The 16,691-nt window shown below is 48.7% G+C and carries 12 protein-coding genes; 8 read left to right on the forward strand and 4 right to left on the reverse strand.

Features of this window, described 5'->3' with window-relative positions; all coding sequences use genetic code 11:
• Positions 1-18 precede the first annotated feature (18 nt).
• From H608_RS0103580 to recO, 6 genes are all read left to right on the forward strand, one after another.
• On the forward strand, positions 19-1,197 hold the full coding sequence (locus tag H608_RS0103580; protein ID WP_051268002.1) for a TlpA disulfide reductase family protein: 1,179 nt from the start codon (positions 19-21) through the stop codon (positions 1,195-1,197).
• A gap of 33 nt (positions 1,198-1,230) precedes the next feature.
• Positions 1,231-3,699: an efflux RND transporter permease subunit gene (locus tag H608_RS0103585; RefSeq protein ID WP_028786478.1), complete on the forward strand. Its 2,469-nt coding sequence runs from the start codon at positions 1,231-1,233 to the stop codon at positions 3,697-3,699.
• A 201-nt stretch (positions 3,700-3,900) separates the two neighbouring features.
• Complete coding sequence (locus tag H608_RS21110) at positions 3,901-6,957, forward strand: SusC/RagA family TonB-linked outer membrane protein (protein ID WP_051268003.1); 3,057 nt, start codon at positions 3,901-3,903, stop codon at positions 6,955-6,957.
• A gap of 45 nt (positions 6,958-7,002) precedes the next feature.
• Complete coding sequence (locus tag H608_RS0103595; RefSeq protein ID WP_051268004.1) at positions 7,003-8,379, forward strand: RagB/SusD family nutrient uptake outer membrane protein; 1,377 nt, start codon at positions 7,003-7,005, stop codon at positions 8,377-8,379.
• A gap of 40 nt (positions 8,380-8,419) precedes the next feature.
• On the forward strand, positions 8,420-9,286 hold the full coding sequence (locus H608_RS0103600) for a hypothetical protein (protein ID WP_028786480.1): 867 nt from the start codon (positions 8,420-8,422) through the stop codon (positions 9,284-9,286).
• An 85-nt stretch (positions 9,287-9,371) separates the two neighbouring features.
• Complete coding sequence (recO, locus tag H608_RS0103605; RefSeq protein ID WP_245565716.1) at positions 9,372-10,145, forward strand: DNA repair protein RecO; 774 nt, start codon at positions 9,372-9,374, stop codon at positions 10,143-10,145.
• On the opposite strand, the gene H608_RS0103610 is transcribed toward recO, so the two are convergent.
• From H608_RS0103610 to H608_RS0103620, 3 genes are all read right to left on the reverse strand, one after another.
• Positions 10,146-10,505, reverse strand: a complete 360-nt coding sequence (locus tag H608_RS0103610) for a c-type cytochrome (RefSeq protein ID WP_028786482.1) — start codon at positions 10,503-10,505, stop codon at positions 10,146-10,148.
• Positions 10,506-10,773: 268 nt separating this feature from the next.
• On the reverse strand, positions 10,774-12,708 hold the full coding sequence (locus tag H608_RS0103615; protein WP_081658781.1) for a cytochrome-c peroxidase: 1,935 nt from the start codon (positions 12,706-12,708) through the stop codon (positions 10,774-10,776).
• 7 nt (positions 12,709-12,715) lie between these two features.
• Entirely contained in the window at positions 12,716-13,867 is a 1,152-nt protein-coding gene (locus H608_RS0103620) for an amidohydrolase family protein (RefSeq protein WP_028786484.1), read from the reverse strand.
• Between the two features lie 81 nt (positions 13,868-13,948).
• Between H608_RS0103620 and prfA the strand changes: the two genes are divergently transcribed.
• Together prfA and H608_RS23385 are read left to right on the forward strand one after the other, a co-directional pair.
• Positions 13,949-15,016: a peptide chain release factor 1 gene (prfA, locus tag H608_RS0103625; protein WP_028786485.1), complete on the forward strand. Its 1,068-nt coding sequence runs from the start codon at positions 13,949-13,951 to the stop codon at positions 15,014-15,016.
• Between the two features lie 108 nt (positions 15,017-15,124).
• Positions 15,125-15,757: a hypothetical protein gene (locus H608_RS23385; RefSeq protein WP_028786486.1), complete on the forward strand. Its 633-nt coding sequence runs from the start codon at positions 15,125-15,127 to the stop codon at positions 15,755-15,757.
• A gap of 547 nt (positions 15,758-16,304) precedes the next feature.
• Here the strand turns inward: H608_RS23385 and H608_RS21120 are convergent.
• Positions 16,305-16,682, reverse strand: a complete 378-nt coding sequence (locus H608_RS21120; protein WP_162142835.1) for a VanZ family protein — start codon at positions 16,680-16,682, stop codon at positions 16,305-16,307.
• Positions 16,683-16,691 lie beyond the last annotated feature (9 nt).

The following is a 16,691-nucleotide window of genomic DNA, read 5'->3' on the forward strand; positions in this document are numbered from 1 at the left end:
CAGTTAAAGCGTAAAAACATGATGAAACAATTATTGATAGGATTAGGGATCGTTATCACCCTTCTTTCCTGTGGCGCGAAAGATACCGGTACGGCCAAAACATCCGTACACGGACGTATTTCCGGCAGCAAGGCTAAAATGGTATACCTCGAAGAAGTGCCCCTGGGTTCCATGAATCCGCAGGTGGTGGATTCGGCGAAGCTGGACAAAGACGGCAGCTTTACCTTGCATTCGCAGGCGGCTGAAGCAACGCTGCTCAATCTACGCCTCGATCAATTTTCCTTCCCCATACTTTCTCTTGTAAACGATACCAGCGAGGTGGATGTTACCGTGCGCATGAACGATCAGCAGCCTGATTTTGCCAGCGACTACGATGTAAAAGGTTCACCGGCCAGTCAGCGGATGAAAGATTATATCGTAAAGGTGACGGGTTACCTGCAGGATATTTACCGCGATGCAGTGACCTTCGACAGCCTCCGCAAACAACCCGGTACCGATAGCTTGCAGGCAGTGGCTACCGGCAGAAAAAGACAAACAGCCACTAAACTCCGTGAATATGCTTTTGCTACAGTGCAGGAAGCCAACAATCCGGCCTTGTCTGTTTTTGCCTTGACCTATTATCTTTCTGCGGCGGGCAACCAGGCTTATGAACTGGAGCCGGTTTCCGACGAAGAGCTGGATAAGGTAATCGCCGACCTGGTGAAACGTTATCCCGCTCACAAAGCATTGGCTGCTTTGAAAAAATCAATGGACGATGCCAATGCACAAAAACCGGCATCGCTGGTAGGCCGGCCCGCTCCTGAGTTTACCCTGCCGGATGTGAACGGTAAACAGGTAAGCCTGAACTCCTTCCGTGGTAAATATTTGCTGGTTGATTTCTGGGCCAGTTGGTGCGGTCCCTGCCGCCGTGAGAACCCGAATGTGGTAAAAGCGTTCCAGCAATTCAAAGACAAGAACTTTACGATTCTGGGCGTGTCGCTTGATGAAACGAAAGAGGCCTGGATGAAAGCCATTGTGCAGGATCAGCTCAAATGGACCCAGGTAAGCGATCTCAAACACTGGGAAAGCAGTGTAGTTGGTCTTTATGGCATTCAGGGCATTCCCTATAATGTATTGCTCGATCCGGACGGCAAGGTCATTGCTGAAAACCTTACCGGCAGCAGCCTTGAGCGAAAGCTTTCGGAAGTGCTGAAATAACATCCTTTACTGATATATCTAAATTGAACGTTCATGTGGCGTAAACTTGGTCAGTTTATACTGAAATTCCGTTTCCCCCTTTTAACCATTCTTTTACTGTCTACAGCCTTGATGGCTTATTGGGCCAGTAAAGTGGGTATGAGTTATGAATTTACCAGGGCCATTCCTACCAATCACCCGGCTAACATTACATACCAGGAGTTCAAAAAGAAATATGGTGAAGATGGCAACCTGCTGGTGATCGGTATTCAAACGGATAAGTTATTCACAGAAAAGATGTTCAACAGCTATGCGGAACTCAACCGCTCGCTGAAAAAAATAAAAGGGGTGGAAGATATCGTCAGCGTTCCCGGTGCGGTGAACCTGGTGAAAGACTCTGCTACGGAACGGCTCCGCGCAGTGCCATTGTTCCCCGATACACCACTGAACCAGGCGCAGCTCGACAGTGCCGCCAATGTATTTTACAGCCTGCCGTTTTACAAAGGACTTCTATACAATGCCGACACGAAAGCTTACCTGATGGGTGTGCGCCTCAACAAGGGGCTGATGAGTACTCCCAAACGTAATGAGGTAACGGCCGCTATTGAAGCAGAAGCACTCGCATTCGGACAGGCACATCAACTGGATATAAAGTTCAGTGGTCTTCCCTTTATCCGTACACAGATGTCGACACGTATTGCCAATGAAATGAAATGGTTCCTGTTCGCTTCGGTCATATTGTCGGCGATTATCCTGCTGGTGTTTTTCCGTTCGATAAGTGCCATGGTATTGTCCCTGGGTGTGGTGATCATTGGTGTGTTGTGGAGTTTAGGTACCATGCATTTGCTGGGCTATAGCATTACCTTGTTAACTGCATTAATCCCACCGCTGATCGTGGTAATCGGTATACCCAACTGTATTTACTTCCTGAATAAATACCATACGAGCTGGCAATACCTGAAAGGTGATGCCAGCATAACAAACGATAAGGAACGCAAACAAAAGGCGCTGGTAAACATGGTGAGCCGCATGGGTATCGTGACGTTGTTCTGTAACCTGGCGGCGGCGATCGGATTTGCGGTATTTGCCTTAACGAAGAGTGAGATTTTGCAAGAATTTGGTGTGGTTTCGGGTATCAATATCATGCTGCTGTTTTTCATTTCCCTGGTATTGATTCCTGCTGCGCTCAGTGTGCTGCCGGCACCCAAGAGCCGTCATACCCGTTATCTCGACAATGCGCGCTTGAAGCGCTGGCTTGACAGGCTGGAGCGTTGGTCGCTCGGCCATAGAAAACTTATCTACGGCATAACGGCATTGTTGCTGATTGCTTCTATTGCCGGTATATTCAGGTTGAAGAGTGTGGGATATATGGTGGATGATATTCCGAAGACCGATAAGATCTATACTGACCTGAAATTTTTTGAAACTAACTTCAAAGGCATCATGCCATTGGAAATCCTGGTAGATACCAGGAAGAAATTGGGGGTAACAAGAAGCCTCAATAACCTGATGAAGATCGATTCGCTGGCAGGTTATCTCGCGGCAAAAAAAGAAATAGCACGCCCGCTCAACCTGGGTGAAGGATTGAAATTTGCACGGCAGGCTTTCTTCGATGGCGACAGTGCCAACTACATGATGCCAAATGAATACTTATTGCCGGCATTATCGCGTTACCTGAGTGCCAAAGGAGGCGAGGGCGACTCTGCATCGGCGGGTAGCGGCAACAACTTTACACGGTTGGTAGAAAGTTTCATGGACAGCAGCCGGCAGGAGGCGCGCATCAGCGTGAATATGGCCGATGTTGGCAGCACCAGGCTTCCGGAAATACTGGAAGATGTGCGATTGGAGGCAGAACGGCTGTTCAATGCCGACAGCCTGGCTTACCAGCCTTATGCAGACAGCATCCGCCGCACGCAACCGGCCGCCAAATGGCCGGAACTGATTGATTCCAGCCGCCTTCAGCGTAAAGCGAATATCAAGCTTACCGGGGCCAGTATCACGTTCCTGGAAGGCAGCCGTTTTATTATCAATGGTCTGAAGGAAAGTATTTTTTATGCTTTTATCCTGATCGCGCTTTGCATGCTTTACCTGTTCCGTTCGTTCAGGATACTGGTGTGCTCGCTGATCCCGAACCTGATACCGCTGGTGATCACAGCGGGCGTGATGGGCTGGGCCGGTGTACCGCTGAAACCCTCTACAGTACTGGTTTTCAGCGTAGCATTGGGTATAGCTATCGATATTACCATCCGCTTCCTGGTCAATTATAAACAGGAGTTACCGCACCAGGACAATGATCGTAAACGTACGGTGATACAAACCATCCACAGTACGGGTATCAGCATCATCTACACATCGCTGGTACTGATTGCGGGATTTGTGATCTTTTGTTTCAGTGGATTCGGGGGTACGCAGGCGCTTGGCTGGCTTACTTCCCTTACGCTGGTGACGGCTACTTTTACCAACCTTGTGCTGCTTCCGGCGCTGCTGATCAGCCTTAACCGGGATAAAAAACAAAAAAAATAAAAAAGCAGGCAGCAAAATGGGGCATGGCCTTGTCCTAACTATATTTTTGCCGAACCATGCTTTTTTGCGCTTAAGGAGTGAATTATTTGTTTTCGATTTTGGAATTTGTTAAGGAGTTTTCTTAGTTTTGACGATTCTTACTTCTTGAGCAAAGAAAGTTAAGGCCACATTTTCTTTATTTTTTTTAAAAACTAATCGCAAATGAGAAAACTGTTACTCACACTAACAGCCATGCTCTTCTTTTCGGGCATGCTGTTAGCGCAAAAAGTCATCACCGGTAAGGTGGTCGACGACAAGGGCAGTCCTGTTCCAAACGCCTCCGTTACGGTAAAAGGCGCAGCCAGTACAGGTACTGTTACCGGAATCGACGGCGGGTACTCTCTCACTGTTCCTGCTACCGCCAAAGAGCTTGAAATTTCAGCTGTTGGCTTTGCTCCCCTTACTGTTACGCTGGATGACAAGAGTTTTTACTCCACTACTTTGAGCAGTCGCGCTCAGGACATCGACGAAGTGGTTGTAACTGGTTACACCTCTACGAAGAGATCCAAGTATGCGGGTGCTTCAACTGTGGTGAACAAGGACAAAATCAACTTCATCCCCAACGCATCTTTCGACCAGATCCTGCAAGGTAGAGCTCCTGGTTTGCTGGTAACAGCAGGTTCCGGTCAGCCCGGTGCTGCTGCCCGTGTGCAATTGCGTGGTCAGGCTTCTATCTCTGGTGGCAGCGGTCCGCTGTATATCCTGGATGGTATGCCAATCGAAGCTGCCGTGTTCCAGTCTCTCAACCCTAACGACTTCGAAGACGTTCAGGTTCTCCGTGACGCCGTAGCTACCGCTCAGTACGGTAACCGTGGTGGTAACGGTGTTATCATCATTACTTCCAAGAGAGGCAAGGCTGGCAAACCTCAGTTGACTTACACTGGTCAGGTGGGTATCACTGAGCCAGGTAAGCAGCAGTTCAACATGATGAACACTGCCCAGCTCCTCGAATTCCAGGAAGTATTGGGAAGAATGGGTGTTGCTAACCTCCCAGGCTGGCAGTATTCCAGAAACAACCCTGCTTACGCTGCATCTACTCCTACGCAACAAGCGGCTACCGATCGCTTCCGCGACAGCTTGCTGGCTATCAATACAGACTGGCGTGATGTGTTCCTGCGCAATGGTAAGTTCACCAGCCATGACGTTAACCTGACTGGCGGTAGTGCTACAAGCAACTACTTCCTCGGTCTCGGTTACTATGATGAAGATGGTATTGGTCTGCGTTCTGATCTGAAGCGTTATACGCTGCGTGCGAACATGAACATTAAAACTGATAAACTGACTGCTCAGTTCAACAACTCCGTAGGTTACACACGTCGTAACTTCATCGAGTCTGAAGCTTCAGTTACCCTGGCTAACCCGTTTGCTGCTGCTTACCTGGGTCTGCCTTATCAAAAACTTTTCAATGACAACGGTACCGTATCTGTTGGTTCAGGCCGCGTAGGTCCTAACGCTTACGACCGTGTTTTCACTACTACCTCTTTCAACGACCAGATCAAGGCTAACACTGCTTACTCTCTCGAGTATGCTGTTACCAAGAATGTGTACGTTGGTGGTTTTGGTGGTATCGACTATCGCGTTACTATCGCCGAGCGTTCTGTTTTCCCCAACACCTGGGCTGCTAACAGCTCTGGCTTCCCTGTTGGTCCGGACGTTGGTCAAACTACAGGTCGTGGTTCTTATAACAACGGTCTGACTAACTTCTTCCAACTCGTTACACGTGCTTATGCCGGTTACAGAAATCGCTTCAACAAGCATGATCTGGATGTTAAAGTTTTGGCCGAGTACACTCGTGAGAAACAAAAAGCATTCAGCTACACTGGTTACGGTATCAACCCCAAATTGCTCGAAACTCCTGCTGGCATCACCGCTGGTAGCGTTGACAACAAGCTGATCCCTGCTGTGGGTGGTTCTAAAACAGGACGTACCCTTTCCGGTATCCTGGGTACCATCAATTACACGTACAACGACCGTTATACCCTGAACGCTTCTATCCGTCGTGACGCCTCTTCACAGCTGTCCGAAGATCAGCGCTGGGTTAACTTCTACGGTGCAGGTGTAGCCTGGAACATCCTGAAAGAAGACTTCACTACCAACTGGAACAAAGTAAGTGATCTGCGTCTGCGCTTCTCTTACGGTTCTAACGCAAACGCTGACGGATTCTACTTTGGTAACTTCGGTTATCTGCCTCTGTTCGGCGCCGGTTCTTATGCAGGTAGCAACCCTACACTGGCTCCATCTAACGCTGGTAACCTGAACGTAACCTGGGAAAAGCTGATCACTGCCAACCTCGGTCTTGATTACGGCTTCTTCCGCAACCGCGTTTACGGTACTTTGGATGTTTACCATCGCAAAACAATTGATAACATCATTCCTCAGACAATCTCTGCAACTGGTGGTTTCGGCGACGGAGCAAGCATTCCTGTTAACGCGGGTATTGTTGTAAACAAAGGTGTGGAATTGGCTATCAATGCTGATATCATCAAAACAAACGACCTGTTGTTCACTGTAGGTGGTAACATCGCTTACAACAAGAACGAAGTAACTGATCTCGGTCAGGTAGCTCAGTTCGAACAAGGTACAGAGCTCGTTAAAGTGGGTCTGCCACTGGGTTCTCACTACATGGTTAGATGGGGTGGTGTTGACGCCGCTACCGGTCGTCCTCTCTACTACACTAAAGATGGTGTGCTGACTAACGTTTACAGCGCTTCTAACAGCGTATCTGACTTCGGTACTTACAATGCTCCATGGATCGGTGGTTTCAACGCCGGTGTTCAATACAAAGGAATCAGCCTGAACGCATTCTTCACCTTCCAGAAAGGCTTCAGCCGTTTCAACAACCAGGATTATTTCCAGCTTAACCACGCTTTCGCTCTGCAGGGTTACAACCTGAGAACCGAAATGGAAACAATGTGGAAAAATCCAGGTGATGTTACTGATATCCAGAGCCCACTGTACGCTCGTGAGTTCGTATCCAAAGACATCCAGGATGCATCTTACCTGCGTTTCAGAAACCTGAGCCTGGCATACCAATTGCCTTCTTCTATTATCGGCAAGCTGAAGTATTTCGCTGGTATCCGTATCTACGCTCAAGCTCAGAACCTGTATACCTGGACCAAGTGGACTGGTTTCGATCCTGAAGACAGCAACAACATCGCTCAGTACGAATATCCTCTTCCAAGAACTTACACCATTGGCCTCCAGGTCAACTTTAAGTAAGTGTTGAAAAGGATAAGATTATTCGACTTTTAAAACTGAATTAAAATGATTATCAAGCAAGCAAAATACATACTGGGTGTTGCCGCCGTTTGCGGATTCCTGTCCTGCACAAAGGACCTGGATCTGAAACCAACGGATTCGATCGACGCCAGTAAAGCTTTCACGTCTGTAAAGGACCTTACCGATGGTCTCTATGGCGTGTACTCCTCTGTCAGCAATGCTAACCGTATCAGAATCGGTTCGATCCTGGCGGACGAAACAAAACTGTCTGACGAAAACCGTGGTCAGGATCAGACTACTTTCAGATGGCAGTATACTTCCAACAACGCTCCTGCGGGCCTTGGACAGTATTATCAAACCATCGACCGTATTCACCGTATTATTGCTGCTGCTCCCGGTATCCCGGCTGCAAACGCTACTGAAGAGGCGACTAAAACACGTATCAGTGCAGAACTGCTCGGTCTTCGTGGTATCGCTTACTACGAGCTGCTGATCCTGTTCTCTCCTCAGGGCTATGCTCCCGATGCGCTGGCAGTTCCCCTGGTGCTGTCTTCTGACCTGCTGCAAAAACCAGCTCGCGCTAAAGTGAGCGAAATCGTTGCACAGATCGAGACTGACCTCGCTGCAGCACGTGCTTCTGCTTCTATCCCTGACGCTCCAACAGATCCGCTGCGTCTCAGCAAGAGTGCAATTGCCGCTTACCAGGCTCGTGTAGCCCTCTACAAAAGAGCATGGCCTGCTGCGATCACTTTCGCTTCTGATGCTATCAGCCTGTCTGGCAAAACCCTGAACAAAGCCACATTGGCTGGTTTCTTCAGCGATGCCAACGAGTCTGAAACCATCTTCAAGTACAGAAACAACGCCGGCCCTTCACTGATCTGGCGCGATACCAACGGTGACGTATTCTTTGAACCAGCCGACAAACTGAAACAACAGTTTGACCGTGTGAACGACGTGCGTTTTGCAATCTTCTTCGGTGCTGCCGGTAATGATACTTCTATCGTGATCAAGTATCCCGGTTCTTCCAGAGGTCCTCAGGTTAACGACCTGAAACTGGTTCGCCTGGCTGAAATGTACCTGCTGCGTGCTGAAGCTTATGCAGAGAACAATCAGTTGACACAGGCTGCTGCCGATGTTAACGCACTGCTTGCTCAGCGTGTTAACGGTCACACAGACCTGACCTACGGTACCAAAGACCTCGCTGTTGCAGGTGTTGTAAACGAACGCTACAAGGAGCTCTGCTTCGAAGGCTTCCGTTTCTTCGACCTGAAAAGAAAAGGCCTGGCTATCACTCGTAACCTGAGCGATTCACGTAATGCTAACTGGCAGACTATGCCGGCTAACGATACACGTTTCGCATTGCCGATTCCTCAGACTGAGATTTTCGCCAACCCTAACATGGTGCAAAACACGGGCTATTAATCTAGCATAACCCTATTCCTAGCATCGTAAAGAAAAAATTATGAAAAAAAATACGTCTTTCAGACTTCTGGTTGCCGCCCTCGGTGTGGCAACAATGATGGTGAGCTGTAAGAAGCAAGAAACAACCATCCCACCTGCACAGGTGCATTTTACAGGTGCTGCGTCGCAGTCCTATGCAGTTCGTGCAGCGGGTGTTGCTCCTTACAAAATCCAGGTTGGTACTACCGACGTGGTTAACACCGATCGTACTGTTGGTATCAAAGTGACCTCGCGCACCGCAGTAGCTGGTACGCAGTATACAGTGTCTGCCAACACTGTTACCATTCCTGCCGGTCAGGCTCTTGGTGAGTTCTCTATTCAGGGCATTTTTGCAGGATATCCTGTAGGCCGTTTGGATACGCTGGTGATCACGCTCACCGAGCCTTCCATCGCTCCCGCCAAATTCATGGATACCATTCGTCTGGCTATCGGTGATATTTGTGTGGAAGGTGTGGGTTTCACCCTGTCTTCCGTTATTGGCAACTATGCCAACACTACTGAAACTTACGGTACCAGCCCTTATGGCCCTTACAACACCAGCATCAGTTCAGCTACTTCTACAGGCGCCACAACTGCCCGTATCGTAGTAAACAACATCTGGGATTCCGGTTGGGGTCCAATCAGCTTCGACCTGAACTGGGGCGTAACTCCGCTCACGGCTACTGTAGTAACACAGAGCGTGATCACCGGATCTAACGCTGGTGACCTGAACTCAGCTTACGCTGGTCAAACCATGCAGGTTCGTCCGTTCTCAGGAAGCCCTGGCACTTTCTCAACTTGTAACAACACGTTTACATTGAGAATGCAACTGGGTGTAACCAACGTAGGTTACTTCGGTTCTCTCTACACTGTTAACATGGCCCGTTAATAACGGCACCATTTCACAGATAATCTTAAGGGGATGCATCGAAAGATGCGTCCCCTTAGTATTTTTGGGGTCGCATGTTTCTTCCGTGCGGATTTTCAACGTGGCAGATAAGGTACATAAAACAAAAGGCATCGTGTTGCGCGCAACGCGTTACGGCGAAACCAGCCTGGTGATTGCTATTCTTACCGAACTGTTTGGCGTACAATCTTACCTGGTCAACGGCGTGCGACAGGCCTCCGCCAAAGGCAGCAACAAAGCCAGCTACTTTCAGCCGGGCGCCATCCTCGAACTGGTGGTGTACCACAACGAACTCAAACAACTTCAACGCATCAAAGAGTACAGGTGGTCGCATATCTACCAACAGATCTTTACCGACGTGCCCACGCACTCCATTGTATTGTTCATGGTTGAATTGCTTACTAAATGCCTGAAGCAACCCGAAGAGAATACCGACCTTTTTAATTTCGCCGAAGATGCCTTACTGCACCTCGATTCGTGCAACGAACAGGCTAAAGCCAATTACCCGCTTTTCTTTGCCCTGCATTTACCCGTCTTCTTCGGTATACCCCCACGTAATGCCACGCCGGGTCTGTTGGAGTCTGCCAGTATTTATTTTGATTTAAGAGAAGGTTCCTTTGCGCTCGAAATGCCTTCGCATACTTTTTTCCTGGAAGGGGAGGATGCACGCGCCGTTGCCGAATTGCTCAATGCACGACACCCCGACGAGTTATCACATATACAATTGCGGCCTTCGATAAGACATCGCCTGCTGCTGGCCATGGCAGATTATTATCCTTTGCATATTCAGGATTTTGGCACTTTGCGTACGCTGCCCGTGCTGCGCGAGATCATGCGCTGATCATTTTTTTACTTTGCGTACACGCAGGAAGGTAACGATGTAATCAATCTGCTCGGGACTCATCTTTTTAGCCACCGCATGATTACGCGGATCGATGCCAATAAGGGCTGTAGTATGGTAATTGTCGATCTGGATGCCGGTGAAATTGGGAATGCTGTCTTTCCCTTTGGTAAAAATTCCGTGGCAGTTGGAGCAATGAATGCGGTACAAAACCTTCCCTTTTTCCGCGCGCTCGATCAATGCCGTGCGTGTCTGCTGTCCCACGTGATCCGGAATATCATATTCCACTGCCTTCTGTGCCGTGCAGTAACAGAGTGTGAGGGCGGTGAGAAGGAGTGATAGGATGAGCAGCTTTTTCAATGAGTAGTAAGTAATAAGTTTTAAGTAATAAGTAAAACAGCCGATATAGTTCTTGCGACTTTGCTCTTTATGTCACGCAAAGACGCAAAGTTAATAAGACGCAAAGATCATTTATTATTCAAGCAGCGCGCCCTTCGAGAGGCCGAACTATCGGCCTCAGGGAGCGCCTTCGAGAGGCCGAACTATCGGCCTCAGGGAGCACGAATCACTATGCATTCCCCATTCACGATTCACCATTGACGATTCACGATTCACCATTCACGCTGCGTCAATACTCCCCGCCAATTTTCCTGTCATTATACCTTTTAACTTTCGATGCGGGCAACTTAACCGGGGCTTTGTCAACTACCACTGCTTCATTTAAGGACCCCAGAAAAGCAAGCAGTGCTTTTTTTTCCGTAACCGTTAATTTAAACGGCGCTTTATCCAGCGTTTGGTTCGGCACATCCAGCCCGCGGCCGGCACCACCTCCATCTTCATAAAACTGTATTACTTGCTCCAGCGTACGGAATATACCATTGTGCATATAAGGCGCCGTATGCTGTATGTTGCGCAACGATCCGGTACGGAAGGCGTGAAGCGTTTCAGGCGCCGGACAAGCCAGGTATCTCCCGGAGTCAGGACTTAATTGGCGAAAAGCAGTATCTGCCGGCACACCCAGTACTTCAAATTCTGACGCAAGATAGGGCGGTTTTAATCCATTGAAATGCGGCACAAAATGGCAGGTGCCGCATTTTGCTTTACTCATAAAAAGGCTAAAGCCCGCTTTTACATCGGCATCGATGGATGTGCCTTTGTTAAACGCATTGTCAAAAGGTGCATAATACTGGCTGAAGCCCGCATAGTAATAGGTAATGGCAGAAATGATATGATCGATGTTTACTTTCTTTTCTTCCGGCGTATAACGCAACAACCGTTTGAATATCGTTTCATATTCTTTACAACTCATCACTCTTTCTACCAGCGAATCGGCAATGCCATTCATTTCATCCGGATGACCCATTACCGCTTTGCCCTGCAATTGCAGCGACATATGACTGCCGTCTGCCATCAACAGATGATTGTACACACTGTTGATCAAGGTTGGGGCATTCCGCGTCATGCTGCCCTGGTGGTTGAATAAAAAAGGCGTGGCCCGCGTGGTATCGGCGAAATACATATCCGGACGATGGCAGGAAGCACAACTGCGCGACAGATTGCCGGAGAGGAGCGGATCGTAAAAAAGCAACCGCCCCGCTTCTTTGATATCAGATAAAACTTTCGGATCATCTACAAAAGCATATACTCCTTTAATCTGATGGCTGGTGAACAGTGCTTTGTCGAATATCGAATGCACGGTGTCGCTTAAGGCATAGTCATAATAATGCCGGGAAGAAATTCCATAAGCCCGGATCATTTCCTGGTTGAAGCCAAACAACGGATTTACATAATCCCTGATGAACGTGAAATGATCAAACAGGCTGTACGCATCCGGTTGGCTGTTCACAAACCGTATCATTTCATCATACCTCTGGTGATATGGTACGCTGAGGGATCGATCAGGAAAGGCCTGGTCAAATGTTTTATAAATATCCGCCGTAGCCTGCAACATAAAACGCAGTTCTGGAATCACACGATTCGTATCTGGTGTTTCAAAGCCTGTGGTATAAATGGCGGCAAGGTTCAGCAGGTATAAACGATTGGCCAGGAAGAAATGATCTGGTTTGTTCAACGCCTGCGCGAGTGAATCGGACCGATAGGCCGCAACGCCGATAAGGGAGTTTTCCACCAGGCTGATCAACGTATCGGCAGCAAATTTTTCTTCTTCATTGTTCAGGTAAATTTCTGCCAGTGATAGTCCCGCCCCGGTGAGGCGATATGGCTGCTCGTATTTTTCAAAGACTTCGTTTTCCCATTCGACAGGCAGCGGACCGTTGAGTTTTTTATAGGTTTCGGGTAAAAGGTAACGGGTCCAGAAGTCCGAGGCTTTCAGGCTTAAACGGCACTCGTGAATTTTATTGATCAGTTGGTCGCGGCCTGCAGCAGTGTTGACATCGGTATGGCGGATCAGTTGCAGCAACGATTGCTCGGATTTTTCCAGCGCAGTAATGTGTTTGTTGTAGTTGTCGGTATAGGCCTTGCCATTGCTGGCCGGGTGGCGGAAGGCGAAGGCGGTCACGATGACCACGAGAATAAGTATGGTAGCCGTCAATTTCATGTGCATGCCGGACTCAGTGTAGTGGCTTTACCCGGCTCAGGGTTTCGCCGAGGCTGATGATGCCCGGTTTCTTACCCTTTTCAAAGCTACCCAAAATAGCGTCTGCCTGCAAGGCTTTTGCGCCGTTTAATGTGGCCCAGCTAAGGATATTTTCCAAGGGCAGTTCAGGAAAGTGCCGGCGGATATGCCGAATCTCTTCCAGTATGCTCAATTGATGGTTGGAGGCGAGACTGTCTGTACCGATCACCAGCGACAATCCGCTTTGAGCCAGCATCGGAATATCAGGCAGCGTTTGTGAGATATAAAGATTGGCGCCGGGGCAGAGACAAAAGTAAACGGGTGCGGCACGGCCTTCAAGACAGGCCAGGTCTTCGCGGCTGGTACAAACGTTGTGCACCAGCAGCAAAGGTTGCGTTGGCGCAAAACGATCGATATAGCAGGGAAGGCTGTTCCTGCCCGATGGCTCAAAGAAGTTTGTGTTGAGTCCCATCTTTTCATAAAAACCAACCAACTCTCCGGATTTGCGGACAAACCATTCATTTTCGCCCGGGCATTCCTGGTTGTGGATCGATTGGATACTGTAAGGAGCAAAATCACGGATCAATGCCCAGAGTTCGGGTGTGACCGAATAAGGCGCGTGCGGAACAATGGAGACTTGTTTTTCGGGAAAAAAAGAAAGGAACTGCTCGTATACCTGCCTGGCCGCATCGAAGCGGGCAGCCGCCCCTGCGGGATTGAAACCGATGGCTTCCACGAACTGATGATAATAAACCGGGCTCCGCTGTTTTTGTTTCAGGGTACTGGCCGTGTTGCAGATATCGCCAACGGCCACGATGCCGGCTTCGTACATGGACCGGTCAGCCTGGGCAATCGCCTCTTCGATTACTTCGGGAGGAAGGCTGCGCAGGTTCACCACCTGGTAGAGAAAATCTGGCAGGCCCGTATGTGGCTGAATGGCGTTCTTCAGATGGCTGAGTTCGAGGTGACAATGGGCATTGACAAAACCGGGGCAAATAAGCCCGGCAATTTGCTCCACCCCGTCACCTGCTTCGGTCACGGGAACGATATCCTCAATGGTGCCGTCAGCATTGGCTATCAGCACCTGTTGTGTGGAAATACGGTAGCCGTCGAACAACTGATCTGGCAGGAACTTTCTAAAACCCATGCATGCAAAATAGTTAACTTTGCCGCCCGTAAGCCACGTTTTGGAGAAAAACGGGTATGCAGGCAAAAAATACCAACCGTCATGTTAGATAAATTGGAGGCCATCAAAGCAAGGTTTGATCAGCTCGGTGTAGCGCTGACCAACCCGGAGATTGTGGCGAACAATAAAAAATACGCCGAGACCAGCAAAGAATACCGCAGCCTGGAAAAGATTGTCACGGCTTACGACAACTACCGCAAGCTGCTGGAGGATATCAGCTTTTACCGCGAAGCACTAGATGGTGATGATGCCGAAATGCGCGAGCTGGCCAAGGAGGAAATGCCGGCGTTGGAAGAAAAGAAAACCATAGAAGAAGAAGCGATCCGCCAACTGCTGATCCCTAAGGATCCGCAGGACGAAAAGAATGCGATCGTTGAGATCCGTGCCGGCACCGGCGGCGACGAAGCCAGCCTGTTTGCCGGCGACCTTTTACGGATGTACATCCGCTATTGCGAGCGCAGAGGTTATAAGACGGCTGTACTGAGTGAAAGCGAAGGCACCGCGGGCGGATTCAAGGAAGTGCAATTGGAAGTGACCGGCGACGATGTATACGGCACCCTGAAATTTGAAAGTGGCGTACACCGTGTGCAACGTGTGCCGGCCACCGAAACACAGGGACGCGTACATACTTCCGCCGCCACCGTGGCAGTAATGCCCGAAGCAGAAGAAGTTGACTTCGAACTCAATCCTGCCGATGTGAAAATGGAAACTGCACGAAGCGGCGGTGCGGGCGGACAAAACGTAAACAAAGTAGAAACCAAGGTAATGCTGACGCATATACCTACCGGTACCGTGGTAGTTTGCCAGACCGAACGTTCACAGCTCGGCAACCGCGAAAAAGCGATGCAGATGCTGCGTACCAAATTATACGAAGAGCAGGTGCGCAAGCAGGAAGACGAGATCGCCCGCCACCGTAAGAGTCTTGTAAGTACCGGTGACCGGAGTGCCAAAATCCGCACCTATAACTATCCCCAGGGACGGGTGACCGACCACCGCATCAACTTCACCTCCTATAACCTGGATGCCGTAATGAACGGTGATATCCAGGACTTCATTGCCGCGCTTCAGTTTGCCGAAAATTCGGAGAAACTGACGAAGCAGGGAGAATGATAAGCGGTTTGCAACCGTCCTGTTTTTTGGTTACATTTATAACAGCCCTCTCAGCCATCCGCCGCAGGCGGACAGGTACCACTTTATTCATTCTACAAAAAGATCATTATGCTTGATCAGATTGCGCAATTAGTAAAACAGTATGGCGAAGGGGCTGTTGTCGCCAATACCGATGTTCCCAACGACCAGAATAACGCTGTAATGGCCGAAGCAACCAAAACTGTCACCAGCGGCCTGCAAAATGTAATGGCCGGTGGCGGCTTGCAGAACATTCTTGATATGTTCAAAGGAAACAGCCAGGATGGACAGGGTGGCGGTGGTATAGCCGGGTTGCTGAAAAATCCCATGGTCACGATGATGATCGGGCATTTTATCAGCAAGCTGACCACAAAATTCAACATGAGTCCCGCACAGGCCAGCAATGTGGCCAATCAGCTTATTCCCAATGTGGTGAACGACATGGTTACGAAGACGGCAAGTACGGAAAGTGCTGATTCGGCTTTTAACATCGATGACCTTGTTGGTTCATTGACAGGAGGTAAGAACTTTAATCTGCAGGGAATGCTGGAGCAATTTACCGGTGGCGGCAATAGCAGCAGTGGCGGTCAGGGTGGCGGATTTGACCTGCAGGATATTATCAGCCAGGTAACGCAGGGTGCGCAGGAAAAGAAAAGCGAAAAAGCTACCGAGGGTGGCGGCGGAGGTATTGCCGATATGATCCAGAGCTTTTTTGGCAAATAAAAATATGACTATTAAGAGAATACGATTAGATAGCTAAATGCCTTCACAGATTTTTAACGAAGCGGGTGTAAACCATTTTAAAATTGGCCCGTTTTATGTATTAATAGAAAGAGAAGGCAAATAACAAAGTTCTTTACTTAGTGCAATTGGTTGTTGAACGTCGTTTTACCAAGTGGTTTACATTTATGGTAAATGACGAACGAAGGTTTTAACGATAAATAGAAAAGTGATTTTACTAAATCGTTCCTTTTAAACTTTCGTTAACAGCATAAGTCGCACTAATGGCAGTAAATTTGCGTTATAGATTTAAGTTTAGTTTTTATCTACATAAAAGCAGTCAATTTTCTCATAAGCAGTTAGTTTTGGTTGCGACCCCTGTTTCCACAGGGGTCTATTTTTTTGTACCTACGCCAATGGGTCAATAAGTGAATAGGTGAATGGTCAATAGGTGAATGGTCAATCGTGAATAGTGAATAGTGAATTGTCAATTGTGAATAAAACAGCCTTCGGGCCTTACACCTTATGCCTTAAACCTTCTTACTACTTATTACCTATTTAGGCATCGGAGTACCACTGCGAGCCCCACCGCCGCACCTGCTCCATCCGCTACCATATCCCACACATCGAATGAACGGTAAGGTATCCAGTAGTGTTGTACAAATTCCATCAACACGCCGTAGGCAAAACATAGTAATGCAATTAATATAAATGTCTTTTTAGTGGAATGGCCCAATGCCATGGTCATCTTACCTATAAGGAAGGTCATGATTGCAAACATGCCGATATGCACCCACTTGTCGAAAAGAGGAATATGGTCGAGCCAGCTGCTTTCCGGAAAAGCCGATCCGGGCATACATAGCAGTATCGTGCAGATCATCAGCCAGCCGGCGGAAGCTGCTATCCATAAAATGCGATGTTTCGCCATAGTGTTTGA

It is taken from the genome of Terrimonas ferruginea DSM 30193 (genome assembly GCF_000425585.1).
Classification (GTDB): Bacteria; Bacteroidota; Bacteroidia; order Chitinophagales; family Chitinophagaceae; genus Terrimonas; species Terrimonas ferruginea.

Bases quoted from the DNA above. Each gene is read 5' to 3' on its own strand.
- H608_RS0103620 (WP_028786484.1), bottom strand. From the start codon at position 13,867: ATGGGTTTTAGAAAGTTCCTGCCAGATCAGTTGTTCGACGGCTACCGT.
- prfA (WP_028786485.1), top strand. From the start codon at position 13,949: ATGTTAGATAAATTGGAGGCCATCAAAGCAAGGTTTGATCAGCTCGGT.
- H608_RS0103580 (WP_051268002.1), top strand. From the start codon at position 19: ATGATGAAACAATTATTGATAGGATTAGGGATCGTTATCACCCTTCTT.
- H608_RS23385 (WP_028786486.1), top strand. From the start codon at position 15,125: ATGCTTGATCAGATTGCGCAATTAGTAAAACAGTATGGCGAAGGGGCT.
- H608_RS0103600 (WP_028786480.1), top strand. From the start codon at position 8,420: ATGAAAAAAAATACGTCTTTCAGACTTCTGGTTGCCGCCCTCGGTGTG.
- H608_RS21110 (WP_051268003.1), top strand. From the start codon at position 3,901: ATGAGAAAACTGTTACTCACACTAACAGCCATGCTCTTCTTTTCGGGC.
- H608_RS0103615 (WP_081658781.1), bottom strand. From the start codon at position 12,708: ATGCACATGAAATTGACGGCTACCATACTTATTCTCGTGGTCATCGTG.
- H608_RS0103595 (WP_051268004.1), top strand. From the start codon at position 7,003: ATGATTATCAAGCAAGCAAAATACATACTGGGTGTTGCCGCCGTTTGC.
- H608_RS21120 (WP_162142835.1), bottom strand. From the start codon at position 16,682: ATGGCGAAACATCGCATTTTATGGATAGCAGCTTCCGCCGGCTGGCTG.
- H608_RS0103585 (WP_028786478.1), top strand. From the start codon at position 1,231: ATGTGGCGTAAACTTGGTCAGTTTATACTGAAATTCCGTTTCCCCCTT.